This window comes from Qipengyuania sp. ASV99 (assembly GCF_047872805.1).
Classification (GTDB): Bacteria; Pseudomonadota; Alphaproteobacteria; order Sphingomonadales; family Sphingomonadaceae; genus Erythrobacter.
This window is the reverse complement of the sequence record NZ_JBLQUK010000008.1, coordinates 76,991-93,976: the sequence shown is the minus strand read 5'-3', so window position 1 is coordinate 93,976 and position 16,986 is coordinate 76,991. Positions and strand designations below refer to the sequence as shown.

The following is a 16,986-nucleotide window of genomic DNA, read 5'->3' as shown; positions in this document are numbered from 1 at the left end:
AACATAATAAGAACACACAGGGGGCTCGCGTGAGTCTCCTGCCAAGTCGTTCGCAAGGTTCCTATGTCGAATTGTGCCTTCCCTTCAGTCGCCGCAGCCGCGCTTTCCAAGGCGCGGGAGGGGCGCTGGCGTCCAGGACTGACCGATCAGCCGCTGCATAGCGAGATTTTCGCAAGCGCAGGCGATGCAAGCGGGGCGGGGCTGGCGCTGGCGCTGGCGCGCGATGCGCTCAACATGGCGCGGCAGAGCGAAGGGGCGCTGGCCGAGGTGGAGGACCGGCGTCAGGTATTGTGGGTGCAGGATGCCCGCGCGGTCCAGCGTTCCGGACGGCCATACTATCACGGCCTCCCGCCGGACCTGCGGCACCGGATAATCCATGTGGCGGCGAACACCCCCGAAGACGCGCTGTTCGCTCTCGAAGAGGGGCTGCGCTGCCGCGATCTGGCCTGCGTGATCGGGGAAATCACCGGCAATCCGCGCGCGCTGGATTTTACCGCGTCGCGCCGGCTCAGCCTTACCGCAGAAAAGCACGGCGTGGCGCTGTGGCTGGTGCGGGTTGAGGCGCAGGCCGACCTGTCTTCGGCGCGGATGCGCTGGCAGGTTGAGGCTGCGCCGTCTGCTCCACCGCGCTGGAACGCCGCCGCGCCGGGTGCACCTGCGTGGAAGGCCGAATTGTTCCGCGCCGCGCGCCATGCCCCCGGAAACTGGATCATAAGCAATGACGAAACCGGCCTGTCCGCCCGAACCCCCGGAAAATGGCCACGCCGCGCGGCCAACTCGCAGGATATTGGCGATCTGGTGCCCCCGACTTTCGGTCGATCGCTGGCGGCTGTCGCAAGGGCTTGAGATTGGTGAAGGCGCGGATGCCGATCCCACTGTCCTGATCAGCGACACCGCCCACGGCCCGCGTATCGAAGCGGCAAACCACGCCGGATATTCAGCGGGCGCGCGGCACGGTATGATGCTGGCCGATGCGCGGGCGCTGTGCCCGCAGATAAAGAGTGCTGCGGCGGATCCTGCGGGCGATTTCGCCTTGCTGGAAAAACTGGCCTTGTGGGCGCAGCGCTGGGGTCCGTGGAGCGCGCTTGACCCGCCCGATGGTCTGTTGGTCGATATCACCGCTGCCGCGCATCTGTTTGGCGGGGAGGTGCGGCTGCTCGGCGATGTCACGGCGGCTTTTGCAAAGCGCAGGCTGGCGGTGCGCCCCGCCATCGCGCCGACCGCAGGGGCGGCATGGGCGCTGGCGCATTTCGGCGCGCATCACGCGATATTGGACCCGCACGAAAACGCGCATCGCCGGTTGGGCGATCTGCCGGTTGCAGCGCTCAGGCTGGATCAGGATGTGCTGATTGTTCTAAACCGCCTGGGATTGAAGCACCTCGGCGATCTCGCCAATATCGCCGCGGGTGCCGCCGACCGCACAGAGGCCGCCGCGCGCGATGCGCTGCACCGCCGGTTTCGCAATCGCCAATCCCCTTCCGCCAATCCGCTTATCCGGCTCGATCAGCTGCTGGGCCGGGTGCCGGAGCCCTTGTTACCGGTAGTCCCGCAGCAAATGCCGCTGGTTCAGCGCCGCTTGATGGAACCGCTGCGCCACCGTTCGCTGCTCGATCAGGTGCTGGCGGACCTTGCAAAGGATATGGAGCGCGTGCTGGAAGGGCGGGGCGAGGGCGCAAGGCGGCTCGAACTGGGCCTGTGGCGGGTCGATGGCGAGGTGATCGTGCGGCGGCTCGAACTCGCCGCTGCGACTCGCGAAGCGGCGCACATCACCCGGCTGTTTTCGGATAGGCTTGAAAATATCGACGCAGGTTTCGGGATTGAGACGGTGCGATTGCGCGCCAGCTGGGCCGAACCGCTCGAATTGTCGCAGGCCGATGTCGAACAATCTGCGGAACGTCACGGCACATCGCTGGCGGCTTGTATCGACCGTTTGAGCGTGCGGCTTGGCGCGGATGCGGTGCGCCGTCCGGTTCCCCATGCCAGCCATCTGCCCGAACGCGCGCAGGTCTGGCAGGCACCACTGGACCCCGAACCGGCGCCCTCTCAATTGTCGGCGCAGGGCGCTTTTGAATTTCACGCAAGGCCGCTCAAACTGCTTGAAAAATCGGAAAAGATCGCTGTGCTTTATGCCTCTCCCGATGGCTATCCTCAGCGCTTTCGCTGGCGCGGGAAGGTGCATGAGGTCGTCCGGGTCGAAGGGCCAGAGCGTATTGCGCCGGAATGGTGGCGAGCCAGATCGGGCACGCGGCTGCGCGATTATTACCGGATCGAAGATGCCGAAGGGCGGCGCTATTGGATATATCGCCAAGGCCTTGCCGGGGATGGCCGAGGGGCGTTGCCGGACTGGTTTTTGCAAGGTCTTTCGGCGTAGCGGCCTCCGCGAATTTCCTAATCAACGGTTAGTCGGTCGCTTAATATTCGTTTACCGAAATGTGCGATGCCGATCCAATGAATATGCCCGCAGTCTCGCGCGCCAAAGAGCGCCGTCCGCTCAGCCTGATGGTGAAGAGCCGGGTGCAATCGCGCGTGATCTATGTTGACATGATCGACATTTCCGAAGGCGGCTGCAAGATCAGGGGCACACGCGGATTTGCCAATATCGGTGACCGGGTGACGATGAAGATCGGCGGCGTCAACGCCCCGCTGGGTACGGTCGTCTGGGTCGAGGATCGCTTTGCCGGGGTCGCTTTTGAAGGCCAGATGCATCAGGCCGTGCTGGACCACCTGATGCTCACCAACGGCGGCTTGTTAAGCCCGGAAAAGCAGCGTCTGCACCGGCTCTAAGGGTGAAAAAAAGGAGGCCGGAACGGCGCGTCCCGACCTCCGTCTCTGATCAAGGTTTGCCTCAGGCCATCAGATCATCGGGAACGTCAAAGAAATCGACCATTCCCTGATCGAGATCGTAATAGGCGCCAACAACGCGCAATGCCCCTTCACGCTGCGGGTTCAGCATGATCGGGCCGGTCTGTTCACGCAGGCTTTTGACAACGCGGCGGACATTTGATCGCACGGAATTTTCCAGCAAGTCGCCCGGCTCGCTGCGGGCCTGGAGCACGGCCGGAATAATCGGTTCGATCATCGGGCCGATCATTCCGGGGAACACTGCATTGTCGGTCACCACCTCGGTCGCAGCCTTCACCGCGCCGCAGCTTTCGTGACCCATGACCACCACCAGCGGCACTTTCAGAACCGCGACGGCATATTCAATCGACCCTAGCGCGACAGTATCAACCGTGTTGCCTGCATTGCGGATGATGAACAATTCTCCCAAACCGCGTCCAAACAGCAATTCGGGCGGAACCCGGCTGTCCGAACATGTGACATAGGCCGCGAAGGGATTTTGCCCCTTGGCCAGTTCAAGGCGGCGGTCGGAACCGGTCAATACGGTGGTCTGGCGTCCATTCAGAAAGTCGGCATTGCCCTGTTTGAGCAAGTCGAGCGCCTGTTGCGGGGTCAGTTCGGATGCGGGCGGGGCTGGGGGCCGCGGCGTTTCGCCGGGTGCGGCATGGGCGGTGGTGGCTCCCCCGGCAATGACGGCGGCTGCTCCCAAGGCACCCGCGCTGCTGATTATGGATCGGCGTGACATCATGATTGGTAACTCCCTTTTGGGGAGCCAGTGGCCCCCCGCTAAAACCAAGCGACGCAACAATGCGCGCTACGTCCGACATCACGAGCAGAATTGCTCGCCAGAGGGGCCCGGTACGTGACATTATAACATCGGGCCAACCCGAAGGTTCCGGGCAGGTTGCAATAATCCGTTGCTGTTCTCAGGATAAGAACATAAAAGGAACAAAAGAGATGTTCCAATGACCCGGCAAGCAATCAAATCGGCGGTCAAAACCCCCGCTGGCCTGGCGTGATATGCCCGACGCGCCGCTTACCCCTGACAAACGCACGCTGAAGATCGATCCCGATTTGATCGAGGCCCCGCCGCGCGCGTGCTTTGTGGAACTGGGCATGGTCAGCTGTTTCAGCTTCCTGCGCGGAGCCTCTGATGCGGTCGATCTTGCGATGACCGCGCGCGCGCAGGGTTATGATGCAATCGGGATTGCCGATGCCAATTCGATGGCCGGGGTGGTGCGTGTGCACACTGAGGCGGCGACGCTCAAACTGCGCCCGGTGATCGGCTGCCGGATTGAAACGGTGGAGAGCCTCAGATTCCTCGCCTATCCGAAAGACCGCACCGCCTATGGCCGCCTGTGCCGTCTTATCAGTCAGGGCCGGATGCAGACGCTGGCGGGTGAATGGCAGGACAAGGGCGTGTGCGAAATCGACCTCGCCATGCTGGCGGAGCACAGCGAGGGTGTGCAATTGATCCTGATCCCGCCCGATGATCTGGACGCGCGGTTCACCATCGCGGTGCCGAGCAATGTGGTGCCGTTTCCGGGTTCGCGCAGAGACCGCAGAGAAGCAGAAAGGCGCAGAGAGGTTGCACCTGCGGCAAAGCCGCATTCCTCCTTGGGCGGTGCGTCCGGCGGTGACGTCGGAGATGATGAGGGTGCCCCCGGCATGCAAGACATCTCTGCGTCCCCCTTTCCTCCGCGCCCTCTGCGCGAAACAATTGAGTGCACTGGAAGCCTTGCCGATCTCCTCCCGCACCTCATCAGCCAGCTGCCCACCCTGCGCCACATCGCTGCATCCTACCTGTATCGCGGGGATGATATTGCGCGGATTGATCGGTTGGACAGCCTTGCGCGCGCGCACGACCTGACCTTGCTGGCGACCAATGATGTGCATTACCACGCCCCCGAACGCCGCCCCTTGCAGGACGTGATGACTGCGATCCGGCACAAGACCACGGTGGCAGAGGCGGGGTATCTGCTCCATGCGAATGCGGAACGGCACCTCAAATCCCCGCAGGACATGGTGCGACTGTTCGCGCGCTGGCCGCACGCGATCACCGCCGCGCGCGATGTGGCCGACGCCTGCAATTTCAGCCTCGATGAACTGCGCTATGAATATCCTGAGGAAATATACCCGGATGGCATGTCCCCGCAGGAATATCTGGAGGTGGAAACATGGCGCGGGGCAGAGCAGCGTTATCCCGCAGGCGTGCCGGACAGCGTCCACGACACGCTGGAACGCGAACTGGCGCTGATCGCAAAAATGAACCTTGCGCGCTATTTCCTCACTATCAAGGATATCGTCGATTTCGCGCGGAGCTGTGACCCGCCGATCCTGTGTCAGGGGCGCGGCAGCGCGGCCAATTCGGCGGTGTGTTACTGCCTCGAAATCACCAGCGTCGATCCCGCCAAACACCAATTGCTGTTCGACCGCTTCATTTCCGAAGAACGCAAGGAACCGCCCGATATCGACGTCGATTTCGAACATGAGCGGCGCGAGGAGGTGATCCAGTATATCTACGCCAGATACGGCCGCCACCGCGCCGGGCTGTGCGCCACTGTCATCCATTACCGCCCGCGCATGGCGATCCGCGAAGTGGGCAAGGCGATGGGATTGTCAGAGGATGTCACCGGCGCTCTGGCGCGCACGGTCTGGGGCGGGATGGGGCGCTCTATCGCAGAGGCGCATGCCACCGAAATCGGCATGAATCTGTCCGATCCGCATCTGCGCCGGGTGCTCAAATTGACCGAGCAGATGATTGGAATGCCGCGCCATTTGTCGCAGCATGTCGGCGGGTTCATCCTGACCGAAGGCGCGCTGACTGAGACGGTGCCGATTGGCAATGGCGCGATGCCCGATCGCAGTTTCATCGAATGGGACAAGGACGACATTGATGCGCTCGGTATCCTCAAGGTCGATGTGCTGGCGCTGGGGATGCTGACCTGCATCCGCAAATGCCTCGATCTGCTGGAGGCGCATCATGGCCGCGCGCTCACCCTTGCCACGGTGCCGCGCGAAGACCCGGAAACCTATGCCATGCTGCGCAAGGGGGATTCGCTGGGGGTGTTTCAGGTTGAAAGCCGGGCGCAGATGAACATGCTGCCGCGCCTGCGCCCGCGCGAATTTTACGATCTGGTGATTCAGGTTGCGATTGTCCGCCCCGGCCCGATTCAAGGCGACATGGTGCACCCCTATCTCAAACGCCGCCGGGGGGCCGAACCGGTGCAGATACCCGCCCCCGGACCCGCGCACGGCCCGCCAGACGAGCTATCAAGCATCCTTGGACGCACATTAGGCGTGCCGATCTTTCAGGAACAGGCGATGAAAATTGCGCTGGATGCGGCGAAGTTCTCTTCACTGGAAGCCAACCGATTGCGCAAGGCGATGGCGACCTTCCGTTCGCGCGGCATGGTCGATGAATTGCAGGACATGATGGTCGAGAGGATGGTGGCGCGCGGCTATGACCGCGACTTTGCCCAGCGCTGTTTCAACCAGATCCGGGGCTTTGGCGAATATGGCTTTCCCGAAAGCCACGCGGCGAGTTTCGCGCATCTGGTCTATGTGTCGAGCTGGCTCAAATGCCATTTCCCGGCGGCGTTTGCGGCGGCGCTGCTCAATTCGCAGCCCATGGGTTTCTACGCCCCCGCACAAATCGTGCGCGATGCTAGCGAGCATGGGGTGCGGGTGCTGCCCGTGGATGTGAATCACAGCGCGTGGGATTGCACGCTAGATGATTTGGAGAAGGATTTTGTTTCGCGCAGAGGGCGCAGAGGAGCAGAGGGACGCAGAGCGGTCGCGCGAGCGGCGAAGCCGCCCTCGATTTTCGACAGTTCGTCTGCTGGGGGCGCTGGAGATAATGAAAGTGCTTTCAGCACGCATGGCATCTCTGCGTCCCCATTTCCTCTGCGCCCTCTGCGCGAAACAAAAAATTGTGCACACAAGGATAAAGGCCGCTTCGACCACCACGCCGCTCTGCGCCTCGGCCTGCGTCAGATTGACGGGCTGCCCGAACATATCGCCGCGCAGCTTGTCGCCGAGCGCGCCGCGAACGGTCCTTACCGCGATATTGCTGAATTGCGCGAGCGGGCGGGGCTGTCGCCGTCCTATATTGAACGACTTGCGAGCGCCGATGCCTTCACCTCGCTTGGCCTCACCCGCCGGCAGGCCTTGTGGGATGCGCGCAGCCTGATCGCCGCGCCTGATCTGCCCTTGTTCCGCGCGGCTGCGGTGCGCGATGAGGGCGCGGAGCGGGCCGCGGTGCAGCTTCCCACCATGCCGATGAGCGAAGAAGTGGTGGCTGATTATCAGACCATGCGGCTCAGCCTGAAAGCGCATCCGCTGGCCTTTCTGCGACCGGCGCTGGCCGAACGCGGCTTCGTGCGCGCCTGCGACCTCAGGCATCGCAAGTTCCGTAGCATGGTGCAGGTTGCTGGCGTCGTGTTGATCCGTCAGCGGCCTGGCAGCGCCAAGGGCGTGTGCTTCATCACGCTGGAGGATGAAACCGGCGTGGTGAATCTGGTGGTCTGGCCCGACCTCATGCAAAAGCAGCGTAAAGTGGTGATGGGCGCGCGGTTGATGGAAGTGCGCGGGCGGGTCGAATATGATGACGAGGTGATCCACGTCATCGCCGCGCATCTGACCGACGCGACGGGGCAGCTATATGCGCTGTCAGATGACATGCTGAACGCCCCTGTTGCGCGCGCGGATCACGTCAATTCACCCCTGCCGCAGGGCCGCAATCTGACCAGCCTTACAAGTGCAGAGCGGCAGCAGAAGAGGAGGGCTGAGTCGAGGGAAGAGATTGACCAACCGCCCCCGGATTTCAAACCCAACGTAGCGGGACACCCGCGCAATCACCGGATCATTCCGAAGTCACGCGACTTTCACTAGAACATTTTCCTACAGGGCCAAGTCCGTGCCAATACCATGCGGCTCTTTGAAATCGTCGGAAACCGTAGCCACTCAAAAACCGTTTTTGTTGGACAAGTGTCAACCGCGCATTTTGCGTTAAGTCATTCAAATATATGATAAACACGCAGAGCGACCGCTTGACACATTGCCCAATGTGTCAAGCAGATCGGCAGGCGCGGCAACATGCGGATAGGCTGATAAATCAGCTCGATTCGAGCGCATATCCGGCTGAACGCACCGTGCGGATCGGGTCTTTTGCCCCGTCCACACCGATGGCCTTGCGCAGGCGGCGGATGTGAACATCGACCGTGCGCAGTTCAATGTCGCTGCCGGTGCCCCATACGCCGTCGAGCAATTGTCCGCGGCTGAAAACGCGCCCCGGGCTCTCCATGAAGAATTTGAGCAGGCGGTATTCGGTCGGCCCAAGCTGCAAGGCGCGGCCACGGCGCTGAACCTTATGCGCGACCGGATCGAGCTTGATATCGCCCACTTCGATCGTCTCACCCGCCAGCGCCGGGCGAATACGGCGCATCACGGCGGCCACACGAGCCAGCAATTCGCGCGGCGAGAACGGTTTGGTCAGATAATCATCAGCGCCCGTTTCCAGTCCGCGAACCCGGTCATCCTCGGCCTCGCGCGCGGTCAGCATAATGATCGGAACATGCGCGGTTTCCTTGTCCCGGCGCAGGCGGCGGCAAACCTCGATCCCGCTGGTGCCTTCGATCATCCAGTCGAGGATGATGAGATCGGGCACATCTTCGCTGGCGAGGACCATCGCTTCATCACCGTCACTCGTGCAGCGGACGTTGTAGCCTTCGTTCTGAAAACGATATTCCAGCAATTCGGACAGTGCCGGATCGTCTTCGACCAGCAGCAATTTGGCGGCGGACATCATCGTCGTCTCCTAGATGCCGCCGACAATACCAATTGGGCGACTGATCTGCCCATGTTTCATTTTGACTACAATTTGATGAAACGAGCCTCGGCTACTTATCCACAAAGCTCACCAGGCTGCATGGATAACGGCAAGGGACTAGCGATCTTCCTCTGGCGGATAGAGGCCGGTTGCCGCGAAATGCACCATCTCTGCAACATTGGTCGCGTGATCGCCGATCCGTTCCAGATTACGAGCCACGAACAGCAATTGGGCAGCGCTCGAAATGGTCGCAGGATTTTCAACCATATGGCTGACAAGATTGCGGAAAATGCTGTTGTAGAATGCATCGACCTTGGCGTCGGTGCTGATGACTTCGCGCGCCAGGCTGGCATCGCGAGCGGCGTAAGCGGTGAGCACGTCGTGGACCATTTCGCCGGCCAGTTCGCCCATTGCAGGCAGCAGGGTGAGCGGTTCAAACCGGTCGCGCCCTTCGATCATGCCAACGCGCTTTGCGATATTCTTGGAATAATCGCCAATCCGTTCGACCACACCGGCGATTTTCAGTGCGGCGATAACTTCGCGCAGATCGTCTGCCATCGGCGCTCTCAAGGCGATGATGCGGACGGCGAGTTTGTCGACTTCGGATTCAAGCGCGTCGATTTTCTTGTCACGCGCAACCACCCGGTCGCCCAGTTCCACGTCGCCGCGAACCAGAGCATCAAGTGCTTCCTGGATGGCAACTTCGGCGAGACCGCCCATCTCCGCGATCAAGCCGCGCAGCCGGGTGATGTCCTCATCGAACGCCTTGACGGTATGATCACCCATCAGCCGTACCGTCCCGTTATGTAATCTTTGGTCCGCTCTTCGATAGGATTGGTGAAGATGTCCGACGTCGGACCGTATTCAACCATTTTGCCCAAGTGGAAGAAGGCAGTTCGCTGGCTGACGCGGGCAGCCTGCTGCATTGAATGGGTAACAATCACAATGGCATATCGGCCCGAAAGTTCATCGATCAGTTCCTCGATCTTGGCCGTCGCTATCGGGTCCAGCGCCGATGCTGGCTCATCCATCAGGATCACTTCAGGATCGACCGCGATGGCACGCGCGATACACAGGCGTTGCTGTTGTCCACCCGACAGCGCAGTGCCGGAATCTTCAAGCCGGTCCTTTACCTCTTCCCACAGGCCAGCGCGGGTCAGCGATTGTTCGACAATGATGTCAAGATCGGCCTTCTTTTCGCCCATACCGTGGATTTTCGGACCATAGGCGATGTTCTCGTAAATCGTCTTGGGGAACGGGTTGGGCTTTTGAAACACCATGCCGACGCGCGCACGCAGTTGGACGACATCCATGGCATTGCCGTGAATGTCCTCGCCCTCCAGTTCGATCTGGCCTGTGACGCGGGCTACGGGGATCGTGTCATTCATGCGGTTGAAGCATCGCAGAAAGGTCGATTTGCCGCAACCGGACGGCCCGATAAAGGCGGTAACGTAGTCTGGAGAGATGTCGATCGACACTTCGTCAATGGCTTTCTTGTCGCCATAATACACTGACACATCGCGCGCGAACATCTTCGCGGCTTTGTCGTGCTTGATGCTTTCGTGGATCAGGGTCACCAGCTTTTCTCGAATTTGTTGCGAAGGTAAATGGCGAGGCCGTTCATCAACAGGAGGAACAGCAAGAGTACGATGATTGCGGCGCTCGTGCGCTCGACGAAACCGCGGTCGATTTCATCGGACCAAAGGAATATCTGCACCGGCAGAACAGTTGCCGGAGAAGTGAAGCCTTCGGGCGGGGTTGCGACAAAGGCGCGCATCCCGATCATGAGCAACGGTGCCGTTTCGCCCAGCGCCCGCGCCATGCCAATGATGGTGCCGGTTAGCATACCGGGCAGCGCAAGTGGGAGCACGTGATGAAACACTACTTGCACCGGCGAAGCCCCAATGGCCAGTGCTCCATCCCGGATCGAAGGCGGTACGGCCTTGATTGCGTTGCGGCCCGAGATCACGATCACTGGCATCGTCATAAGCGCCAGCGTAAGTCCTCCGATCAGCGGCGCAGAGCGGAAATTCGGAAAGATTGCGAGGAACACAGCAAGGCCGAGCAGGCCAAAAATGATCGAAGGGACTGCGGCCAGATTGTTGATCGATACCTCAATCAAGTCGGTCCAACGATTCTTCGGCGCATATTCTTCCAGATAGAGCGCCGAAAACATCCCGATCGGAAATGCCAGCACCAAAGTCACCAGCATCGTCAGGATCGATCCCTTGAGCGCCCCCCAAATGCCGACCTGTTGCGGGCTGGTCGCATCCGAGCGGGTCATGAAACCAATGTCCCAATTCTCCGCGAGCTTGCCTTCGCTCGCCAGTTCGGCAGCTAGCGCTTGCATTTCCGGCGATCCTTCACCTGCAAGGCCAGCAGCAAGATCGGAGGAAGCCGGGAGATGAAATGTCTGTGTCCGGTAGAGGAGTGAGGGGTCGGATTGCAAAGCAGCGGCAACATCGCGCCAGCCATCGCGGCTTACTTGCGCTGCGCCAGCCTCGCCCAAAGCCTCTTCGGCGTAAAACGAAACGACGTCGGAAAGGCCCTGCAATTCGAGCACCTGGATGGCAGAAGGGGCCGTTAGCGAGACTTCATCGCCGGTGATCCCGCTTTCGGGAAAATTGATCGGGACCGCGAGTTCAGCGCGCTGAAATCCGCCAATCCCGTTGATTAGCATATTGCCGAGCAGGAATATCAAAACCGCGACAGAAAACACGATTGCTCCCTGTCCCATCAGTTTGAAGTTCCGCTCTGCCCGATACCGTTGGGCAAGACGCTTTTCAAACGCCGGGGTCCGGGTTGGGCGCAGCTTTTCGGGAGTTGCAGCGTTACTCATAGGCTTCACGGAACCGTTTGACGACGCGCAGGGCGACGAAGTTGAGGGCGAGGGTTACCAAAAACAGCACCAGTCCCAAAGCAAAGGCGCTGAGGGTCGCGGGATGATCAAAGCTGCCTTCGCCGGTGAGCATCTTGACGATCTGCACCGTCACCGTGGTCATTCGGTCGAGCGGATTGGCGCTGAGATTGGCAGCGGTTGATGCGGCCATTACGACGATCATGGTCTCGCCAATCGCGCGGCTGATCGCCAGCATGATACCTGCGACAATGCCGGGAAGCGCGGCAGGAAAGAGCACGCGGGTGATGGTTTCCGACTTGGTCGCACCCATCGCATAGCTGCCGTCGCGCATGGCGCTGGGAACTGCCGCGATCGAATCGTCCGCCATCGATGAAACGAAGGGAATGATCATCACCCCCATTACAACACCCGCGGCAAGCGCGCTCTCGGTTGAGGCGTTGGCAATACCGACAGCGGCCGCCGCATCGCGGATCGCAGGGGCCACGGTTAGCGCCGCAAAATAGCCGTAAACGACAGTGGGAACGCCCGCGAGAATTTCCAAAGCTGGTTTGACCCATGTCCGCACGCCGGGTGCAGCATATTGCGTCAGATAGATGGCGCTCATCAGTCCTAGAGGGATCGCCACGATCATGGCAATGATTGCACCAATGAATATCGTACCCCAGAACAAGGGCACGGCGCCGTATCGCGAGCCATCAGGGCTGTCGGCGCTGCTCATCGGGTCTGGGCCCCAATAGGTCCCGAACAAGAAATCGACCGGCGAAACCATCCCAAAGAATCGCACGGTTTCGAAAACGAGACTGGCAAAAATTCCGAAAGTGGTCAGCACCGCAACCATTGATGCGAGGAGCAGCACGACCATCACGGTCCGCTCCACCTTGGTCCGCGCACGGAAATCGGGACGCACCCGAACAAACGCAAACGCACCGCCTCCGAAAGCAATCAACACCGTGAGCGCATATCCAATTAGGGCATAGCGGGAAATTGCCTCTCTGTAGGGCTCAACGAGGAATTCAGCGCCTTCGTTAAAAACACCCGGTGCATTGCCGCTCGCCACGGCCTGAGCTTCTGCAAGCCAGGCGTCGCGCTCAAAGCCGAAGGTCGGCAGATTGGCTGCACCCGGGGAAGCAAGGACGCTTTGGGTGACCAATTGTGGTCCGATAAACGACCATAAAGTGACAAAGACCAAGACCGGGATAACGATCCACACCGCTACGTACCAAGCATGATAGATCGGGCGCGACACCGGGCGTGTTTCCGGCGACGATTTCTGAAAGCTCCAAGCTTTCGCCCGGCCGGCCAGCCAACCGGCGAGGCCCAAGCCGATAGCAATCAAAATGAGAGTAATCGGCGACATGGAATAACCCTGTTTCCCCTTAACAGCCCAACTTCGTACAAATGGGCTTCGTTGCAATCTGCCAAATCGTGCCGTTAACCCAAATTCACGCCGGAAATTTGATTCCAAGCCTCAATGGAATGGGCATGTTGAAAAAATAAGACATGACCAAGACAGAACTGGGGATTCTCCTTCCCCAAACTAACTGTGGCTGTCCACTTGCGAATTTTGCGGCAATCGATCGTCCCGTTCGAGATCAGGATCGGCGAGCGGAATTCTGACCGTCACCCGAGTGCCCTTTCCTAAATCGCTGTCGATATCGAGCCTTCCCCGGTGGCGTTCGACGATATGTTTAACAATAGCAAGTCCAAGGCCGGTGCCTCCGGAAGCGCGGCTGCGTCCGGGATCGGTTCGGTAGAATCGCCTTGTCAGATGGGGGATTTGTTCCGGAGCGATGCCTTCGCCCTGATCGATGACGCAAATCCGCGCCATCCCATCGGGCGATAGGTCCAGTTGCACTTTGACCGGAGTACCCGATGCGCCATATTTCAGGGCATTGTCTACCAGATTGCGAACCACCTGTTCCATCTGCTGCTGATCACCCCGGATGCAGGGATCCTCTTTCAGATCGAATTCGATCCGCTCGATTCGTGTGGATCCTGCTGCGTCGGCTGCCGCGCGGCGGGCCAGCGGACGCAATTCCAGCAATTGCTGCGGCAAATCGTGCTTTTCGGCTTCGACCCGTGAAAGGCTCATGAGGTCGCTGATCAGACTTTGCAAACGCAGCGCCTCGCGTTCGATAGTGCCCAGAAACTTTTGCGAAGTGGGCGAGTCCAGACTGTCGCCGCTCTCGCTTAGTGTTTCGACATAGCCGATGATCGCGGAAAGCGGCGTGCGCAATTCATGGCTGGCGTTGGCCACAAAATCGGTATGGGCTCGGCTGATGTCGGCTTCGGCGGTCTGGTTGATGAGCTCAATCACCGCGAGTTTGTCATCCACCGCCTGACGATTGATCTGCCAGATGTCCTGCCGCCGAACCAGACCGCGAACGATGGCCTGACCGTTGCGGTCCTTGGCCAATAGCGAAATTGCCTCTGGCTGACGGAAAGCGACCCTGGCATCCTGTCCGATAATGTGTTGCCCTAGCATCCGGCGTGCGGCGCGGTTGGCAATGGCAATCGTGTTTTTTTCCGTCACCAGCAGCGGTGTCGATGAATTTTCGATCAACCGGCGCATAGAATCCCGGCTGAAAGGCTGCGTGACCACGACCGGCGGCGGTTCAGGGGGGCGGCCCGCAGCGACGAGCAATGATCCGACCCAGACGACCAGCACGGAAAGTGCAATGACCGGATCAATGCCAAGCATCAGCAAGGCAATGAAAATGGCCACCGCGAGCATTATGCCTGCAAAGGGGATGGTTTGCCGAGCGCCCATGCAACCCCTCTAGTGTCCGCAGCAGACAGGTCAAACCTGTTTCGGCGCGCGTGCATATTCAGGGAGGTGGTGACCCCTACGGGAATCGAACCCGTGTTTCAGCCGTGAAAGGGCCGCGTCCTAACCGCTAGACGAAGGGGCCTCGCTCGATTGCGAGAGCGCGCATCTAGGGGTGTGCGCCAAGCGGGTCAAGCCCCGTATGCGTCGGTTTGGTGAAATATTATTGCCCTGCTATTTCAGCGATACTGTCAATCAGCGTTGGCAGCATCTTCAAGGTGCAATTCGGCTGCGGGGCGCGGGCCCCAATCGTCAATCTTGACCCGGCCAGCGAGGTGGAAATGCCGGCCCGCGCTGCGATGAAGAAGCGTTTGCGCCATTTCCGTATCGGCTGCGCGAAATGCGATACCTTTGAACGATCGTCCATCATGGCCCGATGCAATAATGCGCAAATGGCCATTACCGACAATGTCCGCCTTGACAATCCGTACCGGTCCCACGGCAACGCGCGGAGCAGGCCAGCCCACGCCGTAAGGACCCGCTAGTTCCAGCGTGGCAACCAATTCCGGCGTCAACCCGCCGGGTGCAAGCGCGAGGTCTAACGACATGTTCTGTCCGGCGCGCGCGCGATCAACCTCGCGGGAAAGCCTGGTGTCGAGAAATTCGGCAAACGCAGAAAGCTTGGTCTGAGAAATCGTGAGCCCGGCCGCCATGGCGTGTCCCCCACCCGCGATCAGCAGGTCGGCGTCACGGGCGGCAATGATCGCAGCCCCTAGGTCGACGCCGCTAATCGAGCGACCCGAGCCTTTGCCGATGCCCTCGGCTGAATCGAGAGCGATGATGATCGCAGGTTTGCCGGTCTTTTCCTTGATCCGGCCAGCAACAATCCCGATCACGCCAGGGTGCCATCCGGTGCTCGCAAGCACTTGCACGGCCATATTGTGCTGACCATCGAGTTGCGCTTCGGCAGACTCTTGAACTTCGGCTTCGATAGCCCGGCGTTCTTCGTTGAGAGCAGAGAGCTTTTCTGCAATTTCGCGCGCCTCCTCTGCATCGCGCGTGGTCAGCAATCGCACACCCAGCGTCGATTCCCCAATCCTTCCGCCCGCATTGATGCGCGGGCCCAGCGCAAAGCCAAGGTCACTGGCGATGGGCGCGCGCGTGAGCCGGCTTGCATCCATCAATGCGGCCATGCCGATGCGCTCTCGCCGAGCGAGCACTTTCAACCCCTGTGCCACAAATGCCCGGTTCAGCCCGTGGAGCGCCGCTACGTCTGCGACTGTTCCCAGAGCCACCAGATCCAGCAAAGCCATCAAGTCCGGCTCTGTACGATCATCAAAAAAGCCCTGCGCGCGCAAAGTGCGAACCAGCGCAATCGCCAGGAGGAATGCCACACCAACAGCGGCGAGATGCCCGTGGCTCGCTGCAAGGTCGCTTTCGTCAAGCCGGTTCGGGTTGACCAACGCTGCGGTGGGAGGAAGCTCTGCGGAGCATTTGTGATGATCGACAACGATCACATCAATCCCGGCTTCGCGCGCCATAGAGAGCGCCTCAAAAGCCATTGCCCCGCAATCGACGGTGACGATCAGACTGGATCCCGCTTCGCCCAGTTTTACAAGCGATGCCCCGGTTGGGCCATAGCCTTCGAGCAGGCGATCGGGGATGTAATAGCCCGGATCAGCCCCTAACCCACGCAACAGTTCAACCAGCAAGGCTGCACTCGTAGCGCCATCCACGTCATAATCACCGTAGATCGTAATGGCCTCACGGCTGAGAACCGCACTGGCAATACGCTGCGCAGCCCGATCCATATCGCGGAATTCGGAAGGGTCGGGCAGAAACTCGCGCATCGTCGGCCGGGCGTGCTTTTCTATATCATCAGCAGCGACGCCGCGCGTCATCAGCAATTGTGCAAGGATATCGCGGTCGAGCGTTGGACCATCGCCAAGGTCCATATTGCCGCCGCGCCAGACCCATGCACGTCCTGAAAGCGACTGCGAAACATCAAGAACATGGGAAAGTGTGCGCGTTGCCATTGTGTCGGACTAGCGGATTGGGAAGAGGAGCGACAGGGCAGGGCATTGACAATCGACAGGCTCATTGGCGAGGTGCGAATAATGAGCGACGGCCCAACCCTTTTAGTGATCTGGCACAGCCGTACCGGCGCGAGCGAACAAATGGCCCGCGCTGCCAGCGATCATGGTTCCGCTCGATTGTTGCGCGCAAAAGATGTCGCGCAACAGGACTTGCTCAACGCGCAGGGCTATCTGTTTGTATGCCCTGAAAATCTCGGTAGCTTGAGCGGCGAAATGAAGGAAATGTTCGATAGCAATTTCTACCCGGTCTTGGGACGCATAGAAGGACGCCCCTATGCGACCATTATTGCTGCAGGTTCGGATGGGGAGGGCGCTCAACGTCAGCTTGACCGGATCGCTACCGGGTGGCGTTTAAAGCGTGTGTCGCAGCCTATGATTGTAAACTTTGATGCGCAAACACCCGATCAGATTCTTGCGGAAAAATCTCTCTCTGACAAGGTTTTGAACGATTGCAGGCAACTTGGACTAGCAATGGCAGAAGGGGTTTTAATTGGTGCATTCTGACCCGCGCAGACTATTATACTGGTTTCGGGAGTCGGCATCTGGGGGGAAGGCATCACGTCCGATTTTCAGGGAAGCCAAGGGTCGCACA

13 protein-coding genes and 1 tRNA gene are annotated in these 16,986 nt (G+C 60.0%); 5 read left to right on the top strand and 9 right to left on the bottom strand.

All coding sequences use genetic code 11. The annotated features are described in order from the left end of the window. The first annotated feature begins 63 nt into the window (after positions 1-63). From ACM64M_RS10575 to ACM64M_RS10565, 3 genes are all read left to right on the top strand, one after another. Positions 64-846 (top strand): recA-like protein, encoded by a 783-nt coding sequence (locus ACM64M_RS10575; protein WP_416228651.1) that lies wholly within the window; start codon positions 64-66, stop codon positions 844-846. Further along, a complete protein-coding gene (locus ACM64M_RS10570) occupies positions 788-2,371 on the top strand; it encodes a DUF6504 family protein (protein WP_416228702.1) in 1,584 nt (527 codons plus the stop codon). The genes ACM64M_RS10575 and ACM64M_RS10570 overlap by 59 nt, the downstream gene beginning before the upstream one ends. Positions 2,372-2,448: 77 nt before the next feature. Beyond that, positions 2,449-2,784: a PilZ domain-containing protein gene (locus ACM64M_RS10565; protein WP_416228650.1), complete on the top strand. Its 336-nt coding sequence runs from the start codon at positions 2,449-2,451 to the stop codon at positions 2,782-2,784. Between the two features lie 61 nt (positions 2,785-2,845). On the opposite strand, the gene ACM64M_RS10560 is transcribed toward ACM64M_RS10565, so the two are convergent. Beyond that, positions 2,846-3,589, bottom strand: a complete 744-nt coding sequence (locus tag ACM64M_RS10560; protein ID WP_416228649.1) for a carbonic anhydrase — start codon at positions 3,587-3,589, stop codon at positions 2,846-2,848. A gap of 272 nt (positions 3,590-3,861) precedes the next feature. Here ACM64M_RS10560 and ACM64M_RS10555 point away from each other — a divergent pair, with 272 nt between their 5' ends. Then, positions 3,862-7,734: an error-prone DNA polymerase gene (locus tag ACM64M_RS10555; protein ID WP_416228648.1), complete on the top strand. Its 3,873-nt coding sequence runs from the start codon at positions 3,862-3,864 to the stop codon at positions 7,732-7,734. 223 nt (positions 7,735-7,957) lie between these two features. Here the strand turns inward: ACM64M_RS10555 and phoB are convergent, their stop codons facing one another. The 8 genes from phoB to recJ form a co-directional block, all read right to left on the bottom strand. Then, a complete protein-coding gene (gene phoB / locus ACM64M_RS10550; protein WP_416228701.1) occupies positions 7,958-8,647 on the bottom strand; it encodes a phosphate regulon transcriptional regulator PhoB in 690 nt (229 codons plus the stop codon). A gap of 141 nt (positions 8,648-8,788) precedes the next feature. Further along, the gene (gene phoU, locus ACM64M_RS10545) at positions 8,789-9,457 is read right to left on the bottom strand and encodes a phosphate signaling complex protein PhoU (protein ID WP_416228647.1); all 669 of its coding nucleotides are present in this window, start codon (positions 9,455-9,457) and stop codon (positions 8,789-8,791) included. Next, the gene (gene pstB / locus ACM64M_RS10540) at positions 9,457-10,203 is read right to left on the bottom strand and encodes a phosphate ABC transporter ATP-binding protein PstB (protein WP_416228700.1); all 747 of its coding nucleotides are present in this window, start codon (positions 10,201-10,203) and stop codon (positions 9,457-9,459) included. Before pstB ends, phoU begins: the two co-directional genes overlap by 1 nt. Positions 10,204-10,244: 41 nt before the next feature. Further along, entirely contained in the window at positions 10,245-11,510 is a 1,266-nt protein-coding gene (gene pstA, locus ACM64M_RS10535; RefSeq protein WP_416228646.1) for a phosphate ABC transporter permease PstA, read from the bottom strand. Beyond that, the gene (gene pstC, locus ACM64M_RS10530) at positions 11,503-12,888 is read right to left on the bottom strand and encodes a phosphate ABC transporter permease subunit PstC (RefSeq protein ID WP_416228645.1); all 1,386 of its coding nucleotides are present in this window, start codon (positions 12,886-12,888) and stop codon (positions 11,503-11,505) included. The genes pstA and pstC overlap by 8 nt, the downstream gene beginning before the upstream one ends. 180 nt (positions 12,889-13,068) lie before the next feature. Then, positions 13,069-14,301 carry a sensor histidine kinase gene (locus ACM64M_RS10525; protein ID WP_416228644.1) on the bottom strand — a complete coding sequence of 411 codons (1,233 nt, stop codon included), beginning with the start codon at positions 14,299-14,301 and terminating at the stop codon, positions 13,069-13,071. A 67-nt stretch (positions 14,302-14,368) separates the two neighbouring features. Beyond that, positions 14,369-14,443 (bottom strand) — tRNA-Glu (locus tag ACM64M_RS10520). 106 nt (positions 14,444-14,549) lie between these two features. Further along, a complete protein-coding gene (gene recJ / locus ACM64M_RS10515; RefSeq protein ID WP_416228643.1) occupies positions 14,550-16,334 on the bottom strand; it encodes a single-stranded-DNA-specific exonuclease RecJ in 1,785 nt (594 codons plus the stop codon). 81 nt (positions 16,335-16,415) lie between these two features. On the opposite strand from recJ, the gene ACM64M_RS10510 reads away from it, so the two are divergent. Continuing rightward, positions 16,416-16,898 carry a flavodoxin family protein gene (locus tag ACM64M_RS10510; protein ID WP_416228642.1) on the top strand — a complete coding sequence of 161 codons (483 nt, stop codon included), beginning with the start codon at positions 16,416-16,418 and terminating at the stop codon, positions 16,896-16,898. Positions 16,899-16,986: the final 88 nt, after the last annotated feature.